The organism is Bosea sp. Tri-49 (genome assembly GCF_003952665.1).
Classification (GTDB): domain Bacteria; phylum Pseudomonadota; class Alphaproteobacteria; order Rhizobiales; family Beijerinckiaceae; genus Allobosea.
In genome coordinates, this window is the sequence record NZ_CP017946.1 from 907,392 (window position 1) to 930,693 (window position 23,302).

At 67.1% G+C, this 23,302-nt stretch carries 27 protein-coding genes; 20 read left to right on the forward strand and 7 right to left on the reverse strand.

Annotation, left to right across the window (positions count from 1 at the left end; translation table 11 throughout):
• The first annotated feature begins 71 nt into the window (after nucleotides 1-71).
• From BLM15_RS04550 to BLM15_RS04575, 6 genes are all read left to right on the forward strand, one after another.
• Entirely contained in the window at nucleotides 72-1,112 is a 1,041-nt protein-coding gene (locus BLM15_RS04550) for an ABC transporter ATP-binding protein (protein ID WP_126116056.1), read from the forward strand.
• Nucleotides 1,113-1,181: 69 nt separating this feature from the next.
• Entirely contained in the window at nucleotides 1,182-1,424 is a 243-nt protein-coding gene (locus BLM15_RS04555; RefSeq protein ID WP_057193021.1) for a twin-arginine translocase TatA/TatE family subunit, read from the forward strand.
• A 50-nt stretch (nucleotides 1,425-1,474) separates the two neighbouring features.
• Nucleotides 1,475-2,020, forward strand: coding sequence for a Sec-independent protein translocase protein TatB (gene tatB / locus BLM15_RS04560; protein WP_126110770.1), 546 nt, complete (start codon nucleotides 1,475-1,477; stop codon nucleotides 2,018-2,020).
• A complete protein-coding gene (gene tatC / locus BLM15_RS04565) occupies nucleotides 2,017-2,844 on the forward strand; it encodes a twin-arginine translocase subunit TatC (protein WP_126110772.1) in 828 nt (275 codons plus the stop codon). Before tatB ends, tatC begins: the two co-directional genes overlap by 4 nt.
• Nucleotides 2,845-3,104: 260 nt before the next feature.
• On the forward strand, nucleotides 3,105-4,289 hold the full coding sequence (locus BLM15_RS04570; protein WP_126110774.1) for an OpgC family protein: 1,185 nt from the start codon (nucleotides 3,105-3,107) through the stop codon (nucleotides 4,287-4,289).
• Nucleotides 4,290-4,429: 140 nt separating this feature from the next.
• Nucleotides 4,430-5,056 carry an SGNH/GDSL hydrolase family protein gene (locus tag BLM15_RS04575; RefSeq protein WP_164547398.1) on the forward strand — a complete coding sequence of 209 codons (627 nt, stop codon included), beginning with the start codon at nucleotides 4,430-4,432 and terminating at the stop codon, nucleotides 5,054-5,056.
• Between the two features lie 103 nt (nucleotides 5,057-5,159).
• On the opposite strand, the gene BLM15_RS04580 is transcribed toward BLM15_RS04575, so the two are convergent.
• On the reverse strand, nucleotides 5,160-6,083 hold the full coding sequence (locus BLM15_RS04580) for a hypothetical protein (RefSeq protein WP_236846567.1): 924 nt from the start codon (nucleotides 6,081-6,083) through the stop codon (nucleotides 5,160-5,162).
• A gap of 116 nt (nucleotides 6,084-6,199) precedes the next feature.
• Here BLM15_RS04580 and BLM15_RS04585 point away from each other — a divergent pair, with 116 nt between their 5' ends.
• From BLM15_RS04585 to BLM15_RS04595, 3 genes are read left to right on the forward strand one after another with little or no spacing between them, the layout of a single operon-like run.
• Nucleotides 6,200-6,769 (forward strand): nitroreductase family protein, encoded by a 570-nt coding sequence (locus tag BLM15_RS04585; protein ID WP_126110778.1) that lies wholly within the window; start codon nucleotides 6,200-6,202, stop codon nucleotides 6,767-6,769.
• A gap of 5 nt (nucleotides 6,770-6,774) precedes the next feature.
• A complete protein-coding gene (locus BLM15_RS04590; RefSeq protein ID WP_126110780.1) occupies nucleotides 6,775-7,383 on the forward strand; it encodes a flavin reductase family protein in 609 nt (202 codons plus the stop codon).
• 6 nt (nucleotides 7,384-7,389) lie between these two features.
• Complete coding sequence (locus BLM15_RS04595) at nucleotides 7,390-7,581, forward strand: hypothetical protein (protein ID WP_126110782.1); 192 nt, start codon at nucleotides 7,390-7,392, stop codon at nucleotides 7,579-7,581.
• 145 nt (nucleotides 7,582-7,726) lie between these two features.
• Here BLM15_RS04595 and BLM15_RS04600 read toward each other — a convergent pair whose 3' ends face one another.
• Together BLM15_RS04600 and BLM15_RS04605 are read right to left on the reverse strand one after the other, a co-directional pair.
• Nucleotides 7,727-8,605: an HpcH/HpaI aldolase/citrate lyase family protein gene (locus BLM15_RS04600; RefSeq protein ID WP_126110784.1), complete on the reverse strand. Its 879-nt coding sequence runs from the start codon at nucleotides 8,603-8,605 to the stop codon at nucleotides 7,727-7,729.
• A complete protein-coding gene (locus tag BLM15_RS04605) occupies nucleotides 8,605-9,096 on the reverse strand; it encodes a MaoC family dehydratase (RefSeq protein WP_126110786.1) in 492 nt (163 codons plus the stop codon). The genes BLM15_RS04600 and BLM15_RS04605 overlap by 1 nt, the downstream gene beginning before the upstream one ends.
• Before the next feature lie 137 nt (nucleotides 9,097-9,233).
• Here BLM15_RS04605 and BLM15_RS04610 point away from each other — a divergent pair, with 137 nt between their 5' ends.
• The 3 genes from BLM15_RS04610 to BLM15_RS04620 all read left to right on the forward strand — a co-directional run bounded on the left by BLM15_RS04610 (nucleotide 9,234) and on the right by BLM15_RS04620 (nucleotide 13,399).
• Nucleotides 9,234-10,370 (forward strand): transglycosylase SLT domain-containing protein, encoded by a 1,137-nt coding sequence (locus tag BLM15_RS04610; protein WP_126110788.1) that lies wholly within the window; start codon nucleotides 9,234-9,236, stop codon nucleotides 10,368-10,370.
• Nucleotides 10,367-11,578 carry a DUF2336 domain-containing protein gene (locus BLM15_RS04615; protein ID WP_126110790.1) on the forward strand — a complete coding sequence of 404 codons (1,212 nt, stop codon included), beginning with the start codon at nucleotides 10,367-10,369 and terminating at the stop codon, nucleotides 11,576-11,578. Before BLM15_RS04610 ends, BLM15_RS04615 begins: the two co-directional genes overlap by 4 nt.
• Before the next feature lie 234 nt (nucleotides 11,579-11,812).
• The gene (locus tag BLM15_RS04620; RefSeq protein WP_126110792.1) at nucleotides 11,813-13,399 is read left to right on the forward strand and encodes an ABC transporter substrate-binding protein; all 1,587 of its coding nucleotides are present in this window, start codon (nucleotides 11,813-11,815) and stop codon (nucleotides 13,397-13,399) included.
• Here the strand turns inward: BLM15_RS04620 and BLM15_RS04625 are convergent.
• Complete coding sequence (locus tag BLM15_RS04625) at nucleotides 13,386-13,649, reverse strand: hypothetical protein (RefSeq protein WP_126110794.1); 264 nt, start codon at nucleotides 13,647-13,649, stop codon at nucleotides 13,386-13,388. The genes BLM15_RS04620 and BLM15_RS04625 overlap by 14 nt on opposite strands.
• Nucleotides 13,650-13,831: 182 nt before the next feature.
• On the opposite strand from BLM15_RS04625, the gene BLM15_RS04630 reads away from it, so the two are divergent.
• From BLM15_RS04630 to BLM15_RS04640, 3 genes are all read left to right on the forward strand, one after another.
• A complete protein-coding gene (locus BLM15_RS04630; protein WP_126110796.1) occupies nucleotides 13,832-14,947 on the forward strand; it encodes a M20 family metallopeptidase in 1,116 nt (371 codons plus the stop codon).
• Between the two features lie 82 nt (nucleotides 14,948-15,029).
• Complete coding sequence (locus BLM15_RS04635; RefSeq protein WP_126110798.1) at nucleotides 15,030-16,208, forward strand: E22 family MetX-like putative esterase; 1,179 nt, start codon at nucleotides 15,030-15,032, stop codon at nucleotides 16,206-16,208.
• 10 nt (nucleotides 16,209-16,218) lie between these two features.
• Nucleotides 16,219-16,665, forward strand: coding sequence for a GNAT family N-acetyltransferase (locus BLM15_RS04640; RefSeq protein ID WP_126110800.1), 447 nt, complete (start codon nucleotides 16,219-16,221; stop codon nucleotides 16,663-16,665).
• Nucleotides 16,666-16,669: 4 nt separating this feature from the next.
• Here BLM15_RS04640 and BLM15_RS04645 read toward each other — a convergent pair whose 3' ends face one another.
• Both BLM15_RS04645 and BLM15_RS04650 read right to left on the reverse strand, forming a co-directional pair.
• Nucleotides 16,670-17,203, reverse strand: coding sequence for an HD domain-containing protein (locus tag BLM15_RS04645; RefSeq protein WP_126110802.1), 534 nt, complete (start codon nucleotides 17,201-17,203; stop codon nucleotides 16,670-16,672).
• Between the two features lie 56 nt (nucleotides 17,204-17,259).
• Nucleotides 17,260-18,213: a GlxA family transcriptional regulator gene (locus BLM15_RS04650; RefSeq protein ID WP_126116058.1), complete on the reverse strand. Its 954-nt coding sequence runs from the start codon at nucleotides 18,211-18,213 to the stop codon at nucleotides 17,260-17,262.
• 83 nt (nucleotides 18,214-18,296) lie between these two features.
• On the opposite strand from BLM15_RS04650, the gene BLM15_RS04655 reads away from it, so the two are divergent.
• The 4 genes from BLM15_RS04655 (at nucleotide 18,297) to BLM15_RS04670 (ending at nucleotide 21,382) form a co-directional block, all read left to right on the forward strand.
• Entirely contained in the window at nucleotides 18,297-18,962 is a 666-nt protein-coding gene (locus BLM15_RS04655) for a DJ-1/PfpI family protein (protein ID WP_126110804.1), read from the forward strand.
• Between the two features lie 24 nt (nucleotides 18,963-18,986).
• Nucleotides 18,987-19,334: a gamma-glutamylcyclotransferase family protein gene (locus BLM15_RS04660; protein WP_126110806.1), complete on the forward strand. Its 348-nt coding sequence runs from the start codon at nucleotides 18,987-18,989 to the stop codon at nucleotides 19,332-19,334.
• Nucleotides 19,335-19,505: 171 nt separating this feature from the next.
• Nucleotides 19,506-19,895 (forward strand): hypothetical protein, encoded by a 390-nt coding sequence (locus tag BLM15_RS04665; RefSeq protein WP_126110808.1) that lies wholly within the window; start codon nucleotides 19,506-19,508, stop codon nucleotides 19,893-19,895.
• Nucleotides 19,896-19,996: 101 nt separating this feature from the next.
• Nucleotides 19,997-21,382 carry a PepSY-associated TM helix domain-containing protein gene (locus tag BLM15_RS04670; RefSeq protein ID WP_126110810.1) on the forward strand — a complete coding sequence of 462 codons (1,386 nt, stop codon included), beginning with the start codon at nucleotides 19,997-19,999 and terminating at the stop codon, nucleotides 21,380-21,382.
• A gap of 22 nt (nucleotides 21,383-21,404) precedes the next feature.
• Here BLM15_RS04670 and BLM15_RS04675 read toward each other — a convergent pair whose 3' ends face one another.
• Nucleotides 21,405-22,037 (reverse strand): MarC family protein, encoded by a 633-nt coding sequence (locus tag BLM15_RS04675; protein WP_126110812.1) that lies wholly within the window; start codon nucleotides 22,035-22,037, stop codon nucleotides 21,405-21,407.
• 259 nt (nucleotides 22,038-22,296) lie between these two features.
• On the opposite strand from BLM15_RS04675, the gene BLM15_RS04680 reads away from it, so the two are divergent.
• Nucleotides 22,297-23,280 (forward strand): Bug family tripartite tricarboxylate transporter substrate binding protein, encoded by a 984-nt coding sequence (locus BLM15_RS04680; RefSeq protein ID WP_126110814.1) that lies wholly within the window; start codon nucleotides 22,297-22,299, stop codon nucleotides 23,278-23,280.
• The last annotated feature ends 22 nt before the right edge of the window (nucleotides 23,281-23,302 follow it).

The window sequence follows — 23,302 nt, forward strand, 5'->3', positions numbered from 1 at the left end:
TGGCTCGCAGTGACGGCAGACCGCGTTGGCTTGGGTGGGGACGGCGCGGCACGGCCGGCGCCGCGATCCCGATGGCGCTCGGCTTCGACGGGGTGACGCAGCGATTCGGCACGGTGACGGCGCTGGACCAAGTCACGCTCAATGTCGCACCTGGGGAAATCGTCGCGCTGCTCGGCCATTCCGGCTGCGGCAAGACGACGCTGCTAAGGCTCGCGGCCGGAGTCGAGCGGCCGAGCGCGGGCCGTGTGCTGCTCGAAGAGCGCGACGTGTCCTCGCCGGCTCATTTCGTCGAGCCGGAGGCGAGGGGGGTCGGCCTGGTCTTCCAGGATTACGCTCTCTTTCCGCATCTTTCGGTGCGCGAGAACGTCCGTTTCGGCCTGCGTGGCTATGGCAATGCCGAGGCCGATGCGACGGCGTTACGCGCCATTGCCCGTGTCGGCCTTGCCGACCTCGCCGAGGCCTATCCGCACATGCTGTCCGGCGGCGAGCAGCAGCGTGTGGCGCTGGCGCGGGCAGTGGCACCGCGCCCCGGCGTGCTCCTGATGGACGAGCCCTTCTCCAATCTCGACCGCCGGCTGCGTGACGTCGTCCGCGACGAGACAATGGCGCTGCTGCAGGAGATCGGCGCGACCTCGATCATCGTGACGCATGATCCCGAGGATGCGATGCGCGTTGCCGACCGGATCGTGCTGATGCGCCAGGGCCGCATCGTCCAGAGCGGCACCGGCGAGGAGCTCTATCGCCGCCCCGCCAGCCTCTTTGCCGCCCGATTTTTCTGTGACCTTACCGAGATCGAGGCGAACGTCCGCAACGGCGAGATCGACACGCCGCTCGGGCGCTTTCCGGCGCCGGGGCTGCCGGACGGGGCGGCGGTGCTCGGCGTCCGGCCGCAAGCGATCCGGCTGGTGCCGAAAGGGTTCTGCCTGCCGGCGCGGGTGGTGACGCGGCGCTTCCTCGGCGAGGTCGACCATATCGAGCTCGCGGTCGACGGCCTCGACAAGCCGTTGATGGCGCGGCTGCCGACACGGCGGGATTCCGTCGTCGAGGGCGAGGATGTCGGTATCGACATTACGATGGACGAAGTCCTTGTGTTCCCTGTAGGGGACACCTAGTTTCCGGCACAAGCATCTGGCCCTTCGGGACAAGTCGGGCCGCGCGTTCAATTTCGGAGGAGTACCGCCATGGGTGGCGTCAGTATCTGGCACTGGATCGTCGTCGGCGTCATCGTCATGCTGCTGTTCGGCCGTGGCAAGGTGTCCGAACTGATGGGCGACGTTGCCAAGGGCATCAAGTCGTTCAAGAAGGGCATGGCTGAGGACGAGACCCCGCCGGCGGCTGCGCAGCAGCCAGCCGATCCCAAGGTGATCGACCAGACGGCCCAGACTGCGACCCCGCAGCCGGCCAAGGCCGAGACCAAGGCCTGAGTCCGCGCCGCTCTGGCGGCGCATGAGGTTTCCTGAAGGACCGGCCGTCGATGTTCGACATCGCCTGGAGCGAAATGCTGCTGATCGGGGGCGTTGCGCTCGTCGTTATCGGCCCCAAGGATCTGCCTGGGGCGCTGCGCGCCGCCGGGCAGGCGATCGGCAAGATTCGGCGCATGGCCTCCGAATTCCAGGGGCAGTTCAACGACGCGATGCGCGAGGCCGAGCTGACCGACCTCAAGAAGCAGGTCGAGGACATCGGCAATTCGGTGCAGGCTTCGACCAATTTCGACCCGATCGAGCCGATGAAAGATTTCGGCGCCGCTGACGCTTCGAAGCCGGCGGCGGCCGATGATAAGGCCGTGAAGGACGCCGAGGCGACGCTCGCCGCGCTGCCTGCGCCCGATCTGCCGGGCCCTGTCAGCATCGAGCCGGCGCCCGTCGCCGAGCCCGAGCCGGAGGAGAAGCCAAAGCGCCGCCGCAAGGCTGCCGCGACCGAAGAGCCGGCTGAGGTGGCTGTGGTCGAGGAGGCCCCGGCCAAGCCCGTCCGCAAACGCAAGGCCAAGGCGGCCGAGGTCGAGGGCGGAGAGACGGCATGAGCGTCGTCGAGGCCAATACCGATCCGAAGCGTGCGGGCGAGGACGAGATCGAAGCGTCGCGCGCGCCGCTGATCGATCATCTGATCGAATTGCGCTCGCGGCTGATCAAGTCGCTCATCGCCTTCCTGATCATGTTCTTCATCTGCTTCGCCTTCGCGACGCAGATCTACAACCTCCTTGTCCAGCCCTATATCTGGGCGGCCGGGCCGGGCGCGAATGTGCAGCTGATCTACACCGCGCCGCTCGAATACCTCTTCACCCAGATCAAGATCGCGGCCTTCGGCGCCGGCTTCTTTGCCTTCCCGGTGATCGCGACGCAGATCTACAAATTCGTGGCGCCGGGTCTCTACAAGAACGAACGCCAGGCTTTCGCGCCATATCTCGCCGCGACGCCGATCTTCTTCCTGCTAGGCGCGGCGATGGTGTTCTTCTTCGCCATGCCGGTCTTGATGAAGTTCTCGATCGGCATGCAACAGGCGGCGACCGAGGGGCAGGCGGGCATCCAGCTTCTGCCCAAGGTCAGCGAGTATCTCTCGCTGATCATGACGCTGATCTTCGCCTTCGGCATCTCCTTCCAGCTGCCGGTAGTCCTGACCCTGCTCGGCCAGGCGGGAATCATCGATTCGCAGTTCCTGAAGGACAAGCGCCGCTACGCCATCGTCTTCGTCTTCGTCATCGCGGCGGTGCTGACCCCGCCCGACGTGATCTCGCAGCTCATGCTCGCGATCCCGATGCTGCTGCTCTACGAGCTCTCGGTGTTCTCGGTGCGCCATGTCGAGAAGAAGCGTGATGCGGCGAAGGCGGCCGAGGACGCAGGCGCCTAGCGCAGCTCGAACCCCCATCCAGCTCATGCGGTCGATTGCTCAATAGCGATGCAATCCGTCACAGGCCTTTGAAGCCAATGACGTATTGCGGGGCCGCGCATGCAATAATGCAACGGCAAACCGCGTGCCTCTCCATACGGCAGTGCACAGGCTTGTGATCCGCATCTGCGGAGCCTTGCTGGCAACACAATGTTAAGATGAACCGCAGATGAACAAATGTGCAGCTACCTCTTCCGGGCTGCGCATAAGGAGCGGTTCGAGTGAGCGGATTCTGGCGCCTGGTGCTGTTCGGAAAAGGGCCCCGCGATGCGGCCTCGCCCGGCCGCGACCTGCGCATCGACGTGATCCGCGGCCTGATCCTGCTCGTCATCTTCGTCAACCACATGCCGGGCAACATCGTCGCCTCGGCGATGCCGCATAATTTTGGCTTCTCCGACGCCGCCGACGTCTTCGTATTGCTCGCCGGCATCTCGGCCGCCTTCGCCTATGGCCGGCTGATCGACCAACGCGGGCTGCTGTTTGGCTCGCTCAAGGTCGGCGCGCGGATCTGGACGCTCTACATCGCGCATCTGGCGCTGTTTGTGCTGGTCTGTGGCATCGTCGCGACGGCGGTGGTGCGCACCCAGAACGCGCTCTACATCGAGGCGATCAACATCCAGCCCTTCTTCAGCGACACGCAGGCTGCGATCGTCAACGCACTCGGGCTGGTCTATCAGCCATTCTATCTCGACATCCTGCCGCTCTATATCGCGCTGCTGGCGGCGTTTCCGCTGATCTACGCGATGGCGCGGACCAGCCCACTCGCGACGCTCGCGATCTCCTTCGCGATCTGGCAAGGGGCGACCCATGCCGGGCTCAACCTGCCGAACCATCCGGGCGAGGGCGGCTGGTTCTTCAATCCCTTCGCCTGGCAGATGCTGTTCACACTCGGCGTGGTGATCGGCCGGCTCGGGCTTGTCGGTGCGAGCCTGCCCAGGCTGCGCCTGCTCGATGCCGCGGCCGTCGCGATCCTGCTCTTCGCCGCGGCAGTGAAGTTGTCCTCGGGCAATCCGTTCGGCGTCGCTCTGCTGAACGACTGGATCGAGAGCCTGCAGATCGGCACCGACAAGACCAATCTCGCCTGGCCCCGCGTCGCGCATCTGGTTGCGCTGGCCTGGCTCGTGCTGCGCTTCCTGAAGCCCGATGCGAGCCTGCTGAAGGGGATGGTAGGCAGGAGACTGGCCTCGCTCGGGCGGCATTCGCTCGAGGTGTTCTGCGCCGGAATCGTGCTGGCCATCACGGGTCAGATCATCCTTGCGGAGACCTCCTTCGCCCTTTTGATGCAATTGATCGTGAACCTGAGCGGGATTACCATCCTGATTGGGCTAGGAACCTTTCTCTCGTGGTACAAGTCGCTCACGGCACGCGCCGCCAGCGCCCCTCGCGAGCAGGCCGCTACGGCCTGAGCGCCTTTCTTCTGATCCTGGCGTCGGCCCTGCCGGCATTCGCCGGGCCAAAACCGCTTGCCCAAGCGGTGGATGGGCGCTGCCGGGCCGGTGCGGCCCAGCACCCGTTCAAGCCGTCGCTATCGGCAGCAAAGCGCGCTTTGACTGAAACTAATAAGCTCACCATCGTGGCGCTCGGCTCCTCCAGCACTGCCGGAACCGGCGCGAGCGATGCCGACCGCAGCTACCCCGCCGTGCTCGAAGCGGAGTTGCGCCGGCGCTTGCCGGGGCGCGAGATCAAGGTCGTGAACCTCGGCGTCGGCGGGCAGTCGGCCTATGAGATGTATCTGCGGCTCGAAAGCGAGGTCATTCCCGAGAAGCCGGCGCTGGTGATCTGGCAGACGGCTGTGAACGACGCCATTCGCGATATCGGCGAGGAGAAGCTGGCGAAGATCCTGCGTAAGGGCGCCCACAGGCTGCAGGAGGCGGGGATCGACCTCGTGCTGATGGACATGCCCTGGCTCCTGCGCGAGGGCCGCTATCCCAAATATGACGACTACCGGGCCGTGCTGGCGAAGACGGCGAGCGAGAGCGGCGTTTCGGTCTTTCCGCGCTACGCCATGATGAAGAGCTGGTCGGGCTCGAAGCAGTTCAGCGAGGAGGAGATCGTCGGCATGGACGGGCTCCAGGTCGTCGAGGCCAGCTACCGCTGCTTTGGCATCCGTCTCGCTGACGGCATCATCGGCGAGCTGACCGGCGGGCGCGAGCCCGGCAAGTCGACGAATTGAGCTTTGCCGTCATTGCGAGGAGGCTTCAGCCGACGAAGCAATCCAGCAGACGTAGAGCGAGCCTTCCTGGATCGCTTCGCTGCGCTTGCGATGACGGTAGTTCTTAGCGAGCGATCACCTCGATATCGCGATCGCGCCCGGCCTCGACCTTGAAGTCGCGCGAGAAGACCTGCCCCTCCTGTCGGGCGATCAGGACATAGTCGCCCTCGGACAGGATCACCTGCGGGAAGGCGCCGATCGCCTCGCGGATGACGTCGCCGCCGGGCGTGAGCACGCTGAAGGCGGTGCCGGCGAACGCCTCGCCGCCGGGACCGGCGACCAGCTTCAGCGTCACCTGCGCCGCGCGGTGGTGCAGCGTCGCCTGCGTGACCTGGCCGGACTCGACCCGGACATCGGAGCGCTGGATGGCGTTCGAATCGCCATAGGTCGAGACGATGTGATAAGTGCCCTCCGGCAGGCGGATCAACTCGCCGGACTTGACGTTGGAAGCGACCAGGCGGCCCTCGGAATTGCCCTGCAATGGCACGAATACCGAGAAGTTGAGCTGAGTCGGCGCGATGGGCGTCTCGCCGATCGAGCCGGCGAGCGAGAGCGCTCCGGCGCTGATGCTGAGCTTGTCGCTCAGCCCTTGCGCACCCAGCGTGATGCGCTTCGTGGCGCTGGCAAAACCGTATGCGGCGTGAAGCAGATAGATGCCGGGATCGAGCGCGAAGCTGGGCTCGGCCTCGTTCGAACGGGCGACGATGCGCGGCGGCGAGCCGTCGAAGGACTCCGACAGCACGCGCCAGACCAGGCCTGAGCGGATCGGCTTGCGGTTTCCGGCGAACTGCGCGCTGAGGGCAAGCATCGCCTGGCCGGCACGCAGGCCGACAGCCGGGTTCGGCGAGGAACCGGGCGTAGTGGCGGATGTGGCGGCGCCGGGCGTCTGGGCAAGGGCCGGCGACATAGCGAACACGGCGGCAAGCAGCGCGATGCCGACCTTGGCCATGGTCCGCATTTGGGTCTGGAACTCGTCGTGTTGAAACATGCGCTGCGCCATCATCGTCCCTGCGCCGGGGAAGGAGCAGGTTCGCTTGTCCTCATCATGGCGAAACCTTAACTGGGAGACCATCACCCGCCGCCGCGCCATTTTCCGGATTGTTCATGACCGACACGCTCTCCCTGCTCAAGCTCCGCCGCTCGGTGCCACCGCAATTTCTCACCGCTCCCGGGCCGGACGAAGGCCAGCTCAGCGAGATCCTGACCGTGGCAGCCCGCGTGCCGGATCATGGCAAGCTCGCGCCCTGGCGCTTCATCGTCTTCTCCGGCGCGGCTAAAGAGAAGGCGGCGGAGATCGTCGCCGGGGTCTTCAAGGAGCGCAATCCTCAGGCCGACGAGGACAAGGTGGGGTTCGAGCGCAAGCGCCTGCTCCACGCTCCCGTGGTGATCGCGGTGGTCTCGCGCGCTCGCAAGCACGAGAAGATCCCGGAATGGGAGCAGGAGCTCTCTGCCGGTGCGGTCTGCATGAACATGCTGATCGCCGCCGAGGCGCTCGGCTTCAACGGTTCCTGGCTGACCAACTGGTTCGCCTTCGACCGCAAGGTGCTGGATGCTTTCGGGCTGGAAGCGGATGAGCGCATCGCCGGCTTCGTCCATCTCGGCAAGGCCGACAGCCGCCCGGCCGATCGCGAGCGGCCTGACCTTGCCGCGATCGTCAGCCGGTTCGGAGCGTGAGCACGATGTACTACACCGACGAAGGCCGCGACCTCGAGTTCAAGCACGACCCGTTCAAGGCGATTGTGGCGCCCCGGCCGATCGGCTGGATCAGCGCGGTCAATGCCAAGGGCGAGGTCAATCTCTCGCCCTACAGCTTCTTCAACGCGGTCTCAGCGCGGCCGAACATCGTGATGTTCTCATCCGAGAACAAGAAGGATGCCGTCGCCTTCATCGAGGAGACCGGCGAGTTCACCTGTAGCCTCGTCACCAAGGCGCTCGACCAGCAGATGAACCTGACTTCGGCGCCGTTGCCGCGCGGGGAGAGCGAGTACGGCCATGCCGGGCTCGAGATGGCGCCGTCGCGCATCGTCAAGCCGCCGCGCGTTGCGGCGAGCCCGGCCGCGCTCGAATGCAAGCTCCTGTCGATCCAGCAGGTCAGGGACATCGACGGCAATGACGTGCCGCACTGGATCGTGTTCGGCCAGGTCGTCGCGGGTTATATCGACGGGGCCTTCATCCGCGACGGGCGCTTCGATACGGCCGGCGCCAACCCGATCGCCCGCTGCGGCTACAGCGACTATGCCGAGGTCAGCGAATTGTTCTCGATCATCCGGCCGCCGGGGGGCGGCTAACCTGGCATGGCAACGCCGCCGGACAACGAGCCGGACGAACAATGGCGGATGACCGTGAACCTCCTCGCGGTCATCGCCGTGCTGGTGATGGTCGGGGCGGGTTTCTGGCTGCTGCGTGAACTCAACGCTGCCAAGAAGGCGCAGGAGTGCCTCGCCACTGCGGCGCGTCATCAGTGCCGGCAGATCGGGGCGCCGTAGAAGGCGGGCTCTTCGTCATTGCGAGGAGCGTAAGCGACGAAGCAAGCCAGGGGCGGCAGAGCTCTACGTCTCCCGGGATTGCTTCGCTTCGCTCGCAATGACGGTCTGGCCGGAAACCCGAATCACTCGAATCGCTTGCATCCAGTCATTGACGCAATCGGTCAGCCCGCGCCTTGAGCCGGCGGGCGCGCATCAGATGCGGCCGGTCGAGCATCTCGCCGTCGAGCCCGATGACGCCGAGATTGGGATTGGCGTCGAACAGCTTGATGATCGCCTCAGCCCGGGCCAGCGCTTCGGGCGAGGGCGAAAAGATCTCGTTGATCACCGGCACCTGCGCCGGGTGGATCGCCATCTTGCCGGTGAAGCCGTCGCGCCGTCCTGCGATGCATTCGGCACGCAAAGCCGCTTCGTCGCGGAAGGCGGTGAAGACGGTGTCGATTGCGTCGACCTGCGCTGCGGCAGCGGCGAAGAGCAGGAGGGAGCGAGCCATCCGGTAAGGGTCGGCATAGGAGCCGTCTTCAAGTCGGTTGGTTTCGGCGGCGAGATCGGCCGATAGGTCCTCCGCACCCCAGGTCAGGCCGGAGAGCCTATGGCTGGCGCCGGCATAGCTGCCGAGGCCGAAGATGCCCTTTCCGGTCTCGGTCGCGATCGCGATGATCTTGGTCGCAGCGTCGGGCAGGTCGTACTCGGCCTCGCGCACGGCGATATGGGCGGCAAGGTGGCTGAGGTCGGGGCCGCCTTCCGATTTGGGCAGCATGATCGCATCGGGGCCGCCTTGCATGACGATGTCGAGATCGGCCTCGGTCATGCCCGTGCTCAACGCATTGACGCGGATGATCAGGCGCGGGCGCTTCGCCCGGGCGCTGACCTCCTTGAGGAAATCGCGGGCGAGCTCGCGCGCTGCCGGTTTGGCATCGAGCGCGACTGAATCCTCGAGGTCGAGGATCAGCCCGTCGGCGCTGCTCTCCAGGCCCTTCTGCAGCTTCTTCTGGTTGTCGGCGGGGACGAAGAGCAGCGAGCGCATCAGGCTTGCCCTTCTGTCGGACGCTTCTTCATGAAAGCCTGGCGGCGGCACTGCGCCACCAGCGTGCCGTCCTGCTTATAGGCGCGATGATGGAAGTCGACGATGCCGGCATCCGGCCGCGATTTCGATTCGCGCTTGGCGACGATCTCGGTGACGCAGTTCACCGTGTCGCCCTCGAAGAGCGGGGCAGGGAAGGTGACGTCGGTCATGCCGAGATTGCCGATCGTGGTGCCGACCGTGGTGTCGTTGACCGAGATGCCGATCATCAGGCCGAGCGTGAACAGCGAGTTCATCAGCGGCTTGCCCCATTCGGTCTCGGTCGCGCAGAAATGCGCGTCGATGTGCAAGGGCTGCGGATTCAGCGTCATGTTGGAGAACAGCATGTTGTCCATCTGCGTGACCGTGCGGGTCAGCCGATGCTCGATCGAGGCGCCGATCTCGAAATCCTCGAAGTAGAGCCCGCCCCGCTTATGCCGCGCCGCTTCCGCCATCATCTTGCTCCTGTGGCATTTTTTCGGTTCCGGGCCGATCCTGGCGAACGTCCGTTTTAACGGTTCGCTTACCATAATCGGTCCAGTCTCTTTGGGTGCTCCGGTCCGCCTGGAACGGCAGCGGCCCGAGTGACCTCATGTTCCTTTTCAGCACGCCGAGCCCCCGCGAGACAACGCCCGCCAATCCGGTCGTCAGCGCGATCAAGGAGGGGGCCGACAAGACCGGCATCGGCTTCGACTATCTCCTGAAGACGGCGCAACGCGAATCCGCGCTTGAACCGGATGCGAAGGCGCGCACATCGAGCGCGACCGGACTGTTCCAGTTCATCGAGCAGACCTGGCTCTCGATGATGCGCCAGGAAGGGCCGAAGCAGGGGATGGCCAATTATGCCGGCGCGATCAGCGAGGACGGCAGCGGCCGCCTGACGGTGGCCGATCCGGCGCTGCGCGAGAAGATCCTGCAATTGCGCACCGATCCGCATGTCGCGACGGTGATGGCCGGTGCGCTGACGCAGAAGAATGCCGAGCAGCTCGGCCAGGCGCTCGGGCGCCAGCCGCAGGCCGGCGAGCTCTATATGGCGCATGTGCTGGGCGCGCGTGGCGCCTCCGACCTGATCCGCACGGCCGGAAACGATCCGACCCGCGCCGCCGCCCGCGATTTCCCGGAAGCCGCTGCCGCGAACCGCTCGATCTTCTACGACAAGGCCGGCCGGGCCCGCAGCGCCCAGGAGGTCTACGGCCTGCTCGCTGCCAGCCACGCCAATACCCAGGTCGCAGCAACCACAGGTGCCATGCTGGCGCAGGCTCGCCCGACCGGCGCGGCCACGACCGCCACAGCTTACGCTGCGGACGTGCCGGTCGTGCCGATCGCCGCCGCGCTGGCGCCTGACCGGGCAAAGGGGCTGATCGGCCTGTTCTCGACCGAAGGGCCGCGCACGCCGGTCTCGAAGGCTGTCGCCAATCTCTGGACCACGCCGCGCGGCGGCAACACGTCCCGCACCACCGATGACGACCCGGCGACCCGGTATTTCCCGCGCGTTGGCAGCGTAGCGACCGAAGGCGACTCCGCCTCCGCGGTTAGGGCCGCCAAGATGGAAAACTCGATTGCTTCGACGGCCGCCACCAGCACCAGCGCCCCGTTGCCGCCGTCGCGGCCGCGTGACCTTGCCGTGGCGGATACGCAGACCGCTTCCAGCGAAACGGTTGCACCCCGCAAGCCGCGGCGCGGGCCGCTCGATCTCAGCCAGTTCATGCTTCATGGGAGGCGCGGATGATCGTCCGCCGCTTCCTGCTCTGGGCCCGCACCGCTCCGGCCGAGGCGCGGGCGAAGGGGGCCGCCGCGCTGGCGGGCGCCTATCTGCGCTCGGCAATGTCGCCCGAGGACCGGCGCGAGGCCGAGACGGCGCTGATCGCGCTGGTCGACGACCCATCGCCGCTGGTGCGACGTGCCCTCGCCGAGGAGCTCGCGGCCGCGCCGCAGGCGCCCCGCAACGTGGTGCTCGGCCTGATCGCCGAGCAGAGCGATATCGCCGCTCTGCTGCTGGCGCAGTCGCCGGTGCTGACCGAGGCCGATCTCGTCGATGCCGCTGCGATCGGTGACGGGCTGGCCCAGCGCGCGATCGCACAACGGCCCTGGTTGTCGGCCGGCATCTGCGCTGCGCTCGCCGAGGTCGGGGTCGAGGAAGCGCTGGTCGCGCTGCTCGCCAATCCGACGGCCGAGATGCCGGATTTCTCGCTAGAGCGCATCTTCGAGCGCGCAGGCGAGGTCGGCACCGTGCGCGAGGCCATGCTGGCGCGCGACGACCTGCCAGCAGGTTTGCGCCAGGCGATCGCGGCCAAGGTCTCCGATACGCTTGCCGCCTTTGTCTTCGGCTGCGGCTGGCTCACCGAGGAACGCAGCGCGCGCCTCGCCCGCGAATCGACAGAGCGGGTTGCCGTCGCACTCGCAGCCGGTGGCGAGGCGAGCGATGCACCTGCGATCGTCGACTGCCTGCGCGAGAATGGCCGCTTGACCCCCGGCGTGATCCTGCGCTCGCTGCTGAGCAATGAACCGGCTTTGGCAGAAGCTGCCTTCGCCGCGCTCTCCGACCTGCCACTGAAGCGTGTTCGCGCGCTGCTCTGGGACCGCCGCGGCGCCGGCCTCAAGGCGCTCTACCGCAAGGCAGCGATGCCCGAGGCCTTGCTGCCAGCCTTTGCCGCCACCGTTGATGCACTCAAGCAGGCCGGTCCGAGCCAACGGGGCGCGGGCGGCATCGACCGGGAGCTGTTGGCGCATGTCCTGATCGCCTGCGAGTCGCTGGAGGGGCCTGGGGTCAATGCGCTGATGGCATTGCTGCGCCGGCTCGATGCGGAAGCTGCGCGCGACGAAGCGCGGCTGCTGGCCGACTCGCTCGCCGATGACGCGGCGCTGGCGCTGCTGATCGAGGCTGATCCGGACTTTCTGGTCGAACTCGAGCTCGACGACCTGCGCGACGCGGCCTGAACGAGCCTCGCGTTCGTTGCCGGCCGGCTTGACCGGCCGCTGGCATGCTGATTGCCTGAGCCCCGCCGTATAGCCAGGGCTTCACCATCCGGATCGACGCCCTGTTGCTAGAGCCGGATCCGATCAGGTTGTTCCAACCTGATCGGTGAATCCGTCTCTCCCTTTTAGTTTGGAGACCGTTTGCCGATCTGCTTGCGGTGCAAGCTGATCGGGACGGGCTCCAGGGAGCCTGAAATGCCGACACGTCGCGCTTTCATCGCAGGCACGGCTGCCGCCTTTGCGGTCAGCAAACCCAATATCGGCCGTGGCGCCGACAAGAACGTGATCAAGTTCGTGCCGCAGGGCGATCTTGCCGTGGTCGATCCGATCTGGACGACGGCGACCGTCACCCGCAACCACGCCTTCCTCGCCTACGACACGCTGTTCGGCCAGGATGAGAGCTACAAGGCCCAGCCGCAAATGGCCGAAGGCGCGCTCGCCGAGGCCGACGGCAAGACCTGGACGATCAAGCTGCGCGACGGCCTGACATTTCATGACGGCACGCCGGTGCTGGCGAAGGACTGCGTCGCCAGCCTGAACCGCTGGGGCAAGCGCGATTCCTTTGGCCAGACGCTGATGGCGCAGACCGACGAACTCGCCGCGATCGACGACAAGACCTTGCGCTTCCGCTTGAAGAAGTCGTTCCCACTGCTGCCGGATGCGCTCGCCAAGATGACGGCCGCAGTGCCAGTGATCATGCCGGAGCGCCTGGCCAGGACCGAGGCGACGACGCAGGTCACCGAGGTGATCGGCAGCGGGCCGTTCCGCTTCATTGCCAGCGAACGCCAGCCCGGAAACCGGTCGGTCTACGAGAAGTTCGCGGGCTATGTGCCGCGCAGCGACGGCAAGCCCGGCCGCACCGCCGGGCCGAAGATCGTCCATGTCGAACGGATCGAATGGCACACCTTGCCGGACCCCGCGACGGCGGCAGCGGCGCTGCAGAGCGGCGAGATCGACTGGGTCGAGCAGCCTCTGCCGGACATCCTGCCGCTATTGGCCAAGGACCCCAAGCTCGAAGTCGCGATCAAGGAGACGACTGGCTCGATCGCGATCATGCGGATGAACCATCTGCATCCGCCCTTCGACAATCCGGCGATCCGCCGCGCCGTGCTGACGGCGATCGACCAGGCCGAGTTCATGGAGGCAGTCGGTGGCCCCGACAAGACGTTGTGGCGCACCGGTGTCGGCCTGTTCCCGCCGGGCACGCCGATGGCAAACGATGCCGGCATGGAGGTGCTGAACGGCCCGCGCGACATCGCCAAGGTCAAGCAGGCGCTGGCGGCGGCCGGCTACAAGGGCGAGAAGGTGGTGCTGCTCGGCGTCACCGATCTCGCCAATCTCAAGGCCGAATGCGAGGTTGGTGCCGAGATGCTGAAGCGCATCGGCATGAACGTCGACTACCAGGTTATGGATTGGGGCGCGGTGGTGACGCGCCGCGCCAACAAGGAGCCGCCCGGCAATGGCGGCTGGAACTGCTTCTTCACCGGCTGGAACGGCATCGACATCCTCGATCCGGTCGGCCACATCTCGCTGCGCGGCAATGGCGCCGCGGCCTGGCCGGGCTGGCCGGTGGCGCCGAAGATCGAGGCGTTGCGCGAGGCCTGGATGGAGGCGACCGACCTGGCGGCCAAGCAGAAGATCGCGGCCGAGCTGCAGAAGCAGGCTTTCGAGGACGTGCCCTACGCGCCGCTCGGCCAGTATTTCCAGCCGACGGCGTTCAGTCGCAAGCTCACGGGTGTGCTGCCGAGTTTCCCGACCTTCTGGAACGTCAAGCGCGTCTAGAGCACGCGGCTCTGGCGACGAGGCCGCCGAGCAGCAGGCAGCCCGCTCGCAGCCAGGCCATCAGCGCCTGGCGGCCGAGTTCCGGCATGGGCTGGGCTGCCGGCGGCGGCAGGCCGATCGAGCGCAGGAGCTGGTCGGCGAGAAGGGCGAGCGCGAGGACCGCGATGAAGCCGGCGAGCGCCGCCACAAGGCCGCGCAGCCGGGGCAGGGCCGGCACTATGGCAATGGCGGGGGCGGCGGGCGGGCGCATCGTCTTGTCCTCGGCGGGTTTGCTTCGAGGACGGACGGGGGGCGGCGCTACCGACAACGTGCCGGATTTTTTTTGAAGCGCCGAGCCTGCAGAGCAGCTAGGCGCCTTTCGACATGGACAAAGCCGGCAAATCGGCCACTGTCCCGTTATCGCCACGCTTTCCTGCGAAAACCCTCCCCATCATGACCATTCACGATCCTTCCGTCCCCGCGCTCTCCGTCTGGGTTGCGCTGGAGAGCCCCACCCATCACGTGCCCGGCGTCAACGGGATGATGGACCTTGTCGCCCGGGAGGTCGAAGGCCTGCCGATCGCCGTCGAGCGCATTCCCGGCCGCGACGGGCTCGGCGACAATCTGATCCTGCGCGCCGGCGTCCGGAATGGCGAGAAGGCGCTGGCGCTGATGTCGCATCTCGACACGGTCCACCCGGTCGGGACCAGCGCCAAGGACCTGCCGGTGCGGGTGGAGGGCGACCGGCTCTACGGCCCCGGCGTCTACGACATGAAGGGCGGCGCCTGGCTGGCGCTGCAGGCCTTCAAGGACGCGGCCAAGTCCGGCACGGTGCAGCGGCCGCTGGTCTTCCTGTTCACGCCGGATGAGGAGATCGGCTCGCCGACCTCTCGTACCCTGATCGAGGATATCGGCCGCGAGGCGATGGCGGTGCTGGTGACCGAGCCGGCGCGCGAGGGCGGCAAGATCGTCACCGCGCGCAAGGGCGTCGGCCGCTTCGAGGTGAAGCTCGAGGGCCGACCGGCGCATTCCGGCTCGCGCCATGCCGACGGCCGCAACGCCATCCGTGAGGCGGCGCACCAGATCCTCGCCATCGAGGGCATGACCGATTATGGCCGCGGCATCACCACGACGGTGGCGCTGGTCGGCGGCGGCACGGCGGCGAACGTCATTCCGCAGCATGCCTGGTTCAGCGTCGACTGCCGCGTCACCACGGTGGCCGATGGCAAGATCATGGAAGAGCGCATCCTCGGGCTGAAAACCCATGATCCGGATGTGAAGCTGACGATCACCGGCGGCATGAACCGGCCGCCTTACGAGAAGTCGGCGGAGGTTGCGGCGCTCTACGAGCAGGCGCGGGCGGTGGCGGCCAAGGTCGGCTTCGAGCTGCAGGATTGCCCGATGACCGGCGGCGGCTCCGACGGCAACTTCACAGCGGCGCTCGGCATCCCGACGCTGGACGGGCTCGGCATTGACGGCGACGGCGCCCACACCTTGCAGGAATACGCGCTGATCTCCTCGATCGCGCCGCGCCGGGCGCTGATCAAGGGCCTGCTGGAGACGCTGTGAGAGCGCCCCCCTTCCGTTAGCCGGACAAATCCGCTCTGATCACCCTCAAGGCCGTGCGACGGCCGGAGCGGAGGAGTGCGGCATGAAGGGCTGGATCGCGGGAGTGCTGGGTGTCGTTGGCGTGATGGTGACGGGAATGGCGCAGGCGCAGGATCTGATCGTCGAGAAGAAGGTCTTCGAGCTGCCGAGCTACACCACCCAAGGCGGGCGCACGCTGAAGAACGTCAAGGTCGGTTGGGAGAGCTACGGCACGCTCAACGCCGACAAATCCAACGCGATCCTGATCTGCCATTTCTTCTCGGGCAATTCGCACGCCGCCGGCAAGTACGCGGCCGCCGATGCCGCGCCGGGCTATTGGGACGCGATCATCGGCCCGGGCAAGGCGATCGACACCAACAAATATTTCGTCATCGCTTCCGACACGCTGGTGAACCTCAACACCGGCGACCCCAAGACCACGACCACCGGCCCGGCCTCGATCGATCCGGATACCAACAAGCCCTACGCGCTCGACTTTCCGGTCGTGACCATCGGCGATTTCGTCAATGTCCAGAAGGCTCTGGTCGAGAGTCTTGGCATCAAGAAGCTCGCCATGATCGCCGGTCCCTCGATGGGCGCGCTGCAGACCTATGAATGGGCGGCGAGCTATCCTGATATGGTCGGCAAGGCGATGGCGGTGATCGGCGCGGCCGAGGCCGACGCCCAGCTGATCGCCTGGCTCGACGTCTGGGCGGCGCCGATCCTGGTCGATCCGAACTGGAACAAGGGCGACTATTACGGCAAGACGCCGCCCAATGCCGGCCTCGCCAAGGCGCTGACTGTCGTCACTCTGCAGGCCAATCACAGCGACTGGACCAATGGCACCTTCGGCCGCCGCCCGGCCAAGGAGGGTGAGGATCCGGCCAAGGCGCTCGGCAACAAATTCCAGGTCCAGAGCATTTTGGACAATGCCGGCGAGGCCCGCGCCAAGGTCTCGGACGCCAACCATTTCCTCTATCTGGTCAAGGCCAACCAGCTCTATGCCGCCGGCGGCAAGTCGCTCGCCGATGCGATGAGCCGGATCAAGGCGCCGCTGCTGATCATCAGCCAGCCCAAGGACCTGGTCTTCCCGGACGAGATGATCCAGCGCACCGTCGCCGAGGCGAAGAAGGCCGGGCGCGACGTCAGCCACGCCACCATCCAGGGCACGCGCGGCCATCTCGACGGCGTGATCTCGATGAAGCAGGCCGAATCGACGGTGAAGGCCTTCCTGGAGAAGTGAGGCGGATCGCTTGAACGCGCCTGTCGTCACGCTCCGGGAGATCACGGCCGAGACCGTACGCACAATCTGTGAGCTCGAGCCGCATGAGGCGCAAAGCGGCTTCGTCGCGCCCAATGCGGTCTCGATCGCGCAGGCTCATTTCAATCCCGCCGCGGTGTTCCGGGCGATCTATGCCGGCGAGGAGCCAGTCGGCTTCATCATGTGGCGGTCAGACGATGACTGCGCGAGCTGCTTCCTCTGGCGCTTCATGATCGACGGGCGTCACCAGGGCAAAGGCTATGGGCGCGAAGCGATCGCGCTCTGGCTGGAGGGCCTTCCACAGCAGGGATACACGCTCGCAACGCTGAGCTATGTGCCCGGCGATGGCGGGCCGCACGCCTTCTACCTGGCGCAAGGGTTTCGGGACACGGGCGAGACCCGCGCCAATGGCGAAAGGCTGATGGAACTGGCGCTGTAAGGGCCTAGGTCAGGAGAGGCTGCTCGGGCGCGTCCGCGACGGTTCCGACGAGGCGCTCGAACACGAAGCCATGCTTCAGCGCGTAGTGCTCGACCATGTCGGCGAGATAAGCGCGCCGGCCGAGTTGGGAGCGCAGCGCTGCATAGGGGCTCGCAGTGTCGATGGCGCGCAGCGCCTGGCGCCCCAGCTTCTCGTCGATGACGGTGATGGCGTCGGCCGCCTTGAGCGAATCCGCAAGTAGGGAATCTGCCTCGATGCCGGTGCGGTGGTCATGGGCGGCGATCGCGTGCTGGGCTTCGGGTGGAATGCGGTCACCAAGCCATTCCACCGCCAGCGGGCCATGCCGGCTCCAGTCGCCGTGAACCTCGAAGAAATCGAGATCATGGCAGAGGCCGACCACCTCCCAGAGCGCGGCCGGCTGCGACAGCGCCTCCGCGAGCCTGCGCATGACATGGGCGACGACGCGCGAATGGTTGGCCCGCGGCGCATCGCCGAGATGCTGCGCGACCAACGCGTTCGCCTCGGCAATGCTCAGCATGCGAATTCCTGCGCAGTCTCGGGGCCGTCAAAGCCGACCATAGTGCAGATCCGGCGCTATCCCGCAAAGCGCTCGCGATAGGCCTGCGGGCTGGCTCCGAGCCGGCGCAGGAAGGCGCGGCGCAAGGTCTCCTCGGAGCCGAAGCCGCAGCGGCGACCGGCCTGGGCGACCGGGAGCCCCTGTTCGAGCAGGCGGCGCGCCGTCTCGATCCTGATCTCCTCGACGGCGCGGGCCGGGGTGCGGCCTGTCGCCTGGCGATAATGCCGGGCGAAGCTGCGCAGGCTCATATTCGCCTCGCCTGCCAGCCGCTCCAGCGAGAGATCGCCGCGCAGGTTCTCGACGATCCAGCCGTGCAGGCGGTCGAAACGCTCGTCCTTCTCCTGCAAGGTCAGCGCGGCGCTGAACTGGGCCTGGCCGCCGGGGCGCTTCAGGAAGACGACGAGCTGGCGGGCGATGGCAAGCGCCGGCTCGCGGCCGAGATCGGCCTCGACCAGCGCCAGAGCCAGGTCGATCCCGGCGGTGACGCCGGCCGAAGTCCAGACCGCGCCGTCGCGGATATAGATCGGATCGGGCTCGAGCCGCACGGAAGGGAACATCGCCGCGAATTCGGCGCAGCGGCCCCAATGCGTCACGGCGCGCTTGCCGTCGAGCAGCCCGGCCGCAGCGAGCAGGAAAGCGCCGCTGCAGACAGAGGCGACGCGCTCGGCCGCCGAGGCACGCTGCCTGACCCAGGCGACCAGGGCCGCATCGCGGCAGGCGGCGTTGACGCCATAGCCGCCGGCGACGACCAGCGTGTGCAGCGGCGCGGTCGGCTCGGGAAGCGGGGCTGCACCGAGTTCGAGCCTTGCGCTCGTGACGACACGGCTTTCGGCCGCGACGACCGCGGTTTCATAGGGCAGGGGCAGGCCGGCGAGATGAGCGAGGTCGTTGGCGGTGGCGAAGACCTGCAAGGGCCCGGCGACGTCGAGCAATTGCCCGCCGGGGAAAGTCAGGATCTCGATGCGGCGCATGTTTGGCATGAAGCGAGGGGTGCTTGGCAGTTCGGCCAGAGCTTTGCGCGCTAGGCTGCTCCCGTCAATCAGGAGATCGCCCTATGTCCCTCAGCTTCGGCATCCTCGTCTTTCCGCAAGTCCAGCAGCTCGACCTGACTGGTCCCTATGAGGTCTTCGCCTCAGCCAAGGGTGCGCAGGTGCACCTGATCTGGAAGGACACGGCGCCGCTCAAGGCCGCGACCGGACTGACGCTGACGCCGACCACGACCTTCGCCGAGTGCCCGCCGCTCGACGTGCTTTGCGTGCCGGGCGGCAGCGGGGTCAACCCGCTGCTGACTGACGAGGTCGTTCTCGCTTTCCTACGCGAGCGGGCCGGGCAGGTGCGCTATCTCACCTCGGTCTGCACGGGATCGCTGGTGCTCGGTATGGCCGGATTGCTGAAAGGCAAGCGCGCGACCAGCCACTGGAACGCCCATGATCTGCTGGCGCGCTTCGGCGCCATCCCGACCGAGGGGCGCGTGGTGCGCGACGGCAATCTGATCACGGCGGGCGGCGTCACCTCCGGCATCGATTTCGGGCTGAGCGTGATCGCCGAGCTGCTCGGCGAGGAGGAGGCGCAGGTGATCCAGCTCTCGCTCGAATATGCACCGCAGCCGCCCTTCCGGGCCGGCACGCCGCAGGAGGCACCGGCCGCCATTCTGGCTGCGGCAAGGCAGCGCCTTGCCGGCTCGCGCGCTGCGCGCGAAAAGCTGCTGGCGGCGCTCTAGCCGCGCGAGGCGGAGATCGCGGGCATGGCCGACGAGCGCAGCATTCTCCTGTTTTCCTATGGCACGCTGCAGCAGGAGAACGTCCAGCTGTCCTCGTTCGGGCGGCTGCTCGACGGCCATGACGACACGATGCCGGGCTTTGCCCAGACCATGCTGGAGATCACCGATCCCGAGGTGATCCGCACCAGCGGCAAGCGTTTCCATCCGGTGGTGGCGCCGAGCGACGATCCGGCCGACAGCGTGCCCGGCAAGGTCTTCAGCATCAGCGCGGAGGAGCTCGCGGCGGCCGATCGCTACGAGGTCGCCGACTACAAGCGGATCAGCGTCCGGCTGGCCTCGGGCAAGGAGGCGTTCGTCTACGTCAAGGCATAGCTGTGCCGGATCGGCTTCGGCGGCGCCGCTCTCGCTGGCGCCGCACGCCGTTTTGCTCCGCCAGGCCGGCTGCGCGGAAGATTCTTCACGCGAGAACAGTAACTTGAGCATGTTCTCGCGCTGCGAAAATGATACCTGTTCCTGCTGGGCATGCTCAAAGGGACCGCGCTCTTGATCGCAAGCAGGAACAGCCGGGCGAGACATTGGGTCGCGATCATCGCGGCCTATGTGCTCGTGCTGCAGGGCCTGTTTGGCGCCGCGGTATCGGGGCAAAGCCTTGCGCCGGCGCTGCTTGACCGAACCATCCACCTTACCTTGTGCGCGCCGGGCGCCGAAAGCGTTCCGCTGCCGGGCGAGGAGCCCGCGCCGCATCTGCCAGCCTGCTGCCTGCTTGGCTGCTCTTGGCTCGGCGCGGCCTATGCGCCGCCGGACCGGACGGCTTCCTTCGAGGAATCGGCGCCTCGCATCGGGATCGTCCGCTTCGACGACCTGACAGTGCCGCCATTGCCGGGACAGGAGCGGCTGGCTGCTCGTCCCAGAGGACCTCCTCTCCAGACCTGACGCCGCAGTGGCCCTGAAGGCCGCCCCGTCGCAACGACCGAACGTCCGCCCGGCTCGGAGATGCTGGCGGAGTGTCGGCAGGTCTATCGAGGAACCCAGCAATGACCGCTCACGCGGATGTCCAGACGCGCGCCGATGCCGGCCGCGCCCTCGCATTATCGTCCGAATTCAAGGCCTTCATCGGAAGGCTGCACTTCTATGCCGGCCTATTCGTCGGCCCTTTCATCCTGGTCGCGGCGCTGACTGGCACGCTCTATGTGCTGACGCCGCAGATCGAGAACCTGCTCTATCGCGAGCAATTGACCGCGACGACGGCGGGCGAGCCCGCTTCGCTCGCCGCGCAGGTTGCCGCGGCGCGCAAGCATATCGGCGAGGGGCCGCGCTTCTTCGCCATCCGTCCCGCCCCGCGGCTCGGCGAGACGACGCGCGTGATGTTCGCGCAACCGGGCCTGGGGGACTCCGAAAGCCGGGCGATCTTCATCGATCCGGTCTCGCTGGCGATCAAGGGCGACCTCACCGTCTACGGCACCAGCGGCATCCTGCCGTTCCGGACGCAGCTCGACTACCTCCACCGCAACCTGCTGCTCGGCGAGTTCGGGCGCAATTACAGCGAGCTGGCGGCGTCCTGGCTCTGGGCGGTGGTGCTCGGCGGTGTGCTGATGTGGTTCTGGCGGCGCAACCCTCGAGCGGCCGAGCGGGCGCGCGCCAATCCGGCGCTGCGCGACCGGCGCTGGCATGGCTTGATCGGGCTGACGCTCTCGCTCGGTCTCGTCTTCTTGTCGACCACCGGGTTGACCTGGTCGAAATATGCAGGTGACCGGATCGACGCGCTGCGGGCCAGCTTCGGTTGGGTCACACCCTCGGTCTCGCTGAAGCTCGGCGCCACGCCTGCGGCCGACGAGCATGCCCATCACGGTGGCAGCGGGCAGGGTACTGCTATGACAGCGCTCGGCAGCATTGGGCAACTCGACGCCGCGCTCGCCGCGGCGAAGGCCGCCGGCATCGATTCCCCGCATGTCGAGATGCGGCCGCCGCGCGGCGAAGGCCAGGCCTGGCTGGTGCGGGAGTATGACCGCAACTGGCCGACGCAGGTCGATACGGTCGCGCTCGATCCGCGCGATCTCTCGGTGGTCAGCCGGGCCGATTTCGAGACCTTCCCGCTGATCGCCAAGCTGATCCGCTGGGGCATCGACGCCCATATGGGCATCCTGTTCGGCTGGCCGAACCAGCTCCTGATGGCGGGACTCGGCATCGCGCTGATGGTGACGACGCTGCTCGGCTACCGGATCTGGTGGCGCCAGCGGCCGGCGCCGGGCTCGCTGCCGCGCACGCTTGTCCAGGCCTGGCTGCGGCTCGGCTGGGCGGGCAGGGCGATAGTCGTTGTCGTCGCGGCGTGGGTGGGCTGGGCGTTGCCATTGGTCGGCGTCAGCCTCATGGCCTTCCTGCTCGTCGACCTCGCGCGCTGGCGGCTGGCGCGAGCAGCTTGAACCAACGTCGATCCGGGGCGGCTCAGCCGCTCCGGATCACGGCACGCACCCCGTCGATGACGAACTGCACCGCCAGCGCCGCCAGAATGACGCCAAGCAGGCGGGTCAGCACGACATTGCCGGTGACGCCGAGCAGGCGCGCGATCGGCACCGCCAGGAAGAAGACGACGAGGCAGGACAGGATCACCAGCCCGCAGATCACCGCGAGCGAGGAGAGCATCGCGATGTCGCCGTTGGCACGGCCAGCGAGCAGCATCATCGCGGTCAGCGCGCCCGGGCCTGCCATCAGCGGGATCGCCAGCGGGAAGGCGGCGACGTTGCGGATATGGTCCTGGGTGATCGCGGTCTCGGCGGTCTGCTGCTTGCGCTCGTTGCGGCGCTCGAACACCATCTCGAACGAGATCCAGAACAGCAGCAGGCCGCCGGCGATGCGGAAGGCCGGCAGCGAGACGCCGAGCGCCTTCAGGACGACGTCGCCGGCGAGCCCGAAGAAGGCCATGATGCAGAAGGCGATGATGCAGGCGCGAACCGCGACCTGCCGGCGCTCGCTCTCCGACATACCGCGCGTCAGCGACAGGAAGATCGGTGCCAGGCCCGGCGGATCGAGCGTGACCAGCAGGGTCACGAGCGCGGAGGAGAGATATTCGGCGAACATGTCTCTCCCCGAGCTTATTGCTCTGCTCTTGCGGGCCCTGATGGTTTCGGCAGGACGCCTGTCTCCATCGTAGTGCCCAACGTGTCGCGATGGAAACCGGGTTTGCGCCGCCGGCGGGGCTTGTCCAGTCCGATTGTGCTGGTGTGACGACGCGGAAGCCGAGACCTGGCCGCGCCCTCCTGGCGTCAGTTGCGCGACGCGCTGGGATTCGCGAGCATCCTGCATGCGCGGCCGTGGGCCGCCGAGCCGGAGCATCGAGATGGACCACGCCTTGTCCCGCCGCGAGCTGGCCGCCGCCCTTGCAGCGGTTCCGCTGATCGCCGTTGCCGGCCGGGCGCAGGCGCAGGCCTATCCCGGCAAGCCGATCCGCTTCATCGTGCCCTATGTCGCCGGTGGCACCACCGACCTCGTCGCCCGCCTCGTCGGCGAGAAGGTCGGCGCGCGCCTCGGCCAGCCGGTCGTGATCGAGAGCCGGCCGGGCGCCGGCGGCAATATCGGCATGGATGCGGTCGCGAAGGCGGCGCCGGACGGCTACACGATCGGTTTCGGCGCGATCTCGACCAATGCGCTCAATCCGCACATCTACAAGAGCGTTCCGTTCGACCCGCGCAAGGATTTCACCGCGATCAGCCTGCTGGGTACCTCGACGATCGTGCTCGAGGTCGGGCCGAAGCTGCCGGTGAAGACCGTCGCCGAATTCATCGCCCGGGCCAAGGCGGAGCCGGGGCTGCAATACGGCACCGCCGGCAACGGCACCTCGATGCATCTCGCCGCGGTGCTGTTTGGGCAGATGACCGGCACGCAATTGACCCATGTCGCCTATCGCGGCAGTGCGCCTGGCATCAACGATCTCCTCGGTGGGCATCTCGGCGCGATGTTCGACAATCTCCCCGCCTCGCTGCCGCATATCCAGGCCGGCAAGCTCACCGCCCTGGCGGTCGCGAGCGCGACACGCTCGCCGGCGCTGCCGGATGTCCCGACGATCGCCGAGGCCGGATTACCCGGCTATGCGGTCGAGCCCTGGTTCGGCGTCTACGGGCCGGGCGGCTTACCGCAACCGATCGTCGAGGCGCTCAACGCCGCCTTCGTCGAGGCGCTCGGTGCGCCAGAGGTCAAGGACAAGCTGTCCCAGGCCGGTTTCAATCCGAAGGCATCGAGCGCGGCAGAGCTCGCGGCGCTGACGCAATCGGAGTTTGAGAAATTCGGCAGGATCGCGCGCGAGGCCAAGATCACCATCGAATAGCTCAGCGCCCGGCGGTGCCGTG

Bases quoted from the DNA above. Each gene is read 5' to 3' on its own strand.
- BLM15_RS04610 (WP_126110788.1), top strand. From the start codon at position 9,234: ATGTTCCTTTTCAGCACGCCGAGCCCCCGCGAGACAACGCCCGCCAAT.
- BLM15_RS04600 (WP_126110784.1), bottom strand. From the start codon at position 8,605: ATGCGCTCGCTGCTCTTCGTCCCCGCCGACAACCAGAAGAAGCTGCAG.
- tatC (WP_126110772.1), top strand. From the start codon at position 2,017: ATGAGCGTCGTCGAGGCCAATACCGATCCGAAGCGTGCGGGCGAGGAC.
- BLM15_RS04595 (WP_126110782.1), top strand. From the start codon at position 7,390: ATGGCAACGCCGCCGGACAACGAGCCGGACGAACAATGGCGGATGACC.
- BLM15_RS04670 (WP_126110810.1), top strand. From the start codon at position 19,997: ATGACCGCTCACGCGGATGTCCAGACGCGCGCCGATGCCGGCCGCGCC.
- BLM15_RS04605 (WP_126110786.1), bottom strand. From the start codon at position 9,096: ATGGCGGAAGCGGCGCGGCATAAGCGGGGCGGGCTCTACTTCGAGGAT.
- BLM15_RS04555 (WP_057193021.1), top strand. From the start codon at position 1,182: ATGGGTGGCGTCAGTATCTGGCACTGGATCGTCGTCGGCGTCATCGTC.
- BLM15_RS04655 (WP_126110804.1), top strand. From the start codon at position 18,297: ATGTCCCTCAGCTTCGGCATCCTCGTCTTTCCGCAAGTCCAGCAGCTC.
- BLM15_RS04615 (WP_126110790.1), top strand. From the start codon at position 10,367: ATGATCGTCCGCCGCTTCCTGCTCTGGGCCCGCACCGCTCCGGCCGAG.
- BLM15_RS04625 (WP_126110794.1), bottom strand. From the start codon at position 13,649: ATGCGCCCGCCCGCCGCCCCCGCCATTGCCATAGTGCCGGCCCTGCCC.
- BLM15_RS04635 (WP_126110798.1), top strand. From the start codon at position 15,030: ATGAAGGGCTGGATCGCGGGAGTGCTGGGTGTCGTTGGCGTGATGGTG.
- BLM15_RS04620 (WP_126110792.1), top strand. From the start codon at position 11,813: ATGCCGACACGTCGCGCTTTCATCGCAGGCACGGCTGCCGCCTTTGCG.
- BLM15_RS04630 (WP_126110796.1), top strand. From the start codon at position 13,832: ATGACCATTCACGATCCTTCCGTCCCCGCGCTCTCCGTCTGGGTTGCG.
- BLM15_RS04580 (WP_236846567.1), bottom strand. From the start codon at position 6,083: ATGTTTCAACACGACGAGTTCCAGACCCAAATGCGGACCATGGCCAAG.
- tatB (WP_126110770.1), top strand. From the start codon at position 1,475: ATGTTCGACATCGCCTGGAGCGAAATGCTGCTGATCGGGGGCGTTGCG.
- BLM15_RS04550 (WP_126116056.1), top strand. From the start codon at position 72: ATGGCGCTCGGCTTCGACGGGGTGACGCAGCGATTCGGCACGGTGACG.
- BLM15_RS04660 (WP_126110806.1), top strand. From the start codon at position 18,987: ATGGCCGACGAGCGCAGCATTCTCCTGTTTTCCTATGGCACGCTGCAG.
- BLM15_RS04680 (WP_126110814.1), top strand. From the start codon at position 22,297: ATGGACCACGCCTTGTCCCGCCGCGAGCTGGCCGCCGCCCTTGCAGCG.
- BLM15_RS04645 (WP_126110802.1), bottom strand. From the start codon at position 17,203: ATGCTGAGCATTGCCGAGGCGAACGCGTTGGTCGCGCAGCATCTCGGC.
- BLM15_RS04590 (WP_126110780.1), top strand. From the start codon at position 6,775: ATGTACTACACCGACGAAGGCCGCGACCTCGAGTTCAAGCACGACCCG.
- BLM15_RS04650 (WP_126116058.1), bottom strand. From the start codon at position 18,213: ATGCGCCGCATCGAGATCCTGACTTTCCCCGGCGGGCAATTGCTCGAC.
- BLM15_RS04585 (WP_126110778.1), top strand. From the start codon at position 6,200: ATGACCGACACGCTCTCCCTGCTCAAGCTCCGCCGCTCGGTGCCACCG.
- BLM15_RS04675 (WP_126110812.1), bottom strand. From the start codon at position 22,037: ATGTTCGCCGAATATCTCTCCTCCGCGCTCGTGACCCTGCTGGTCACG.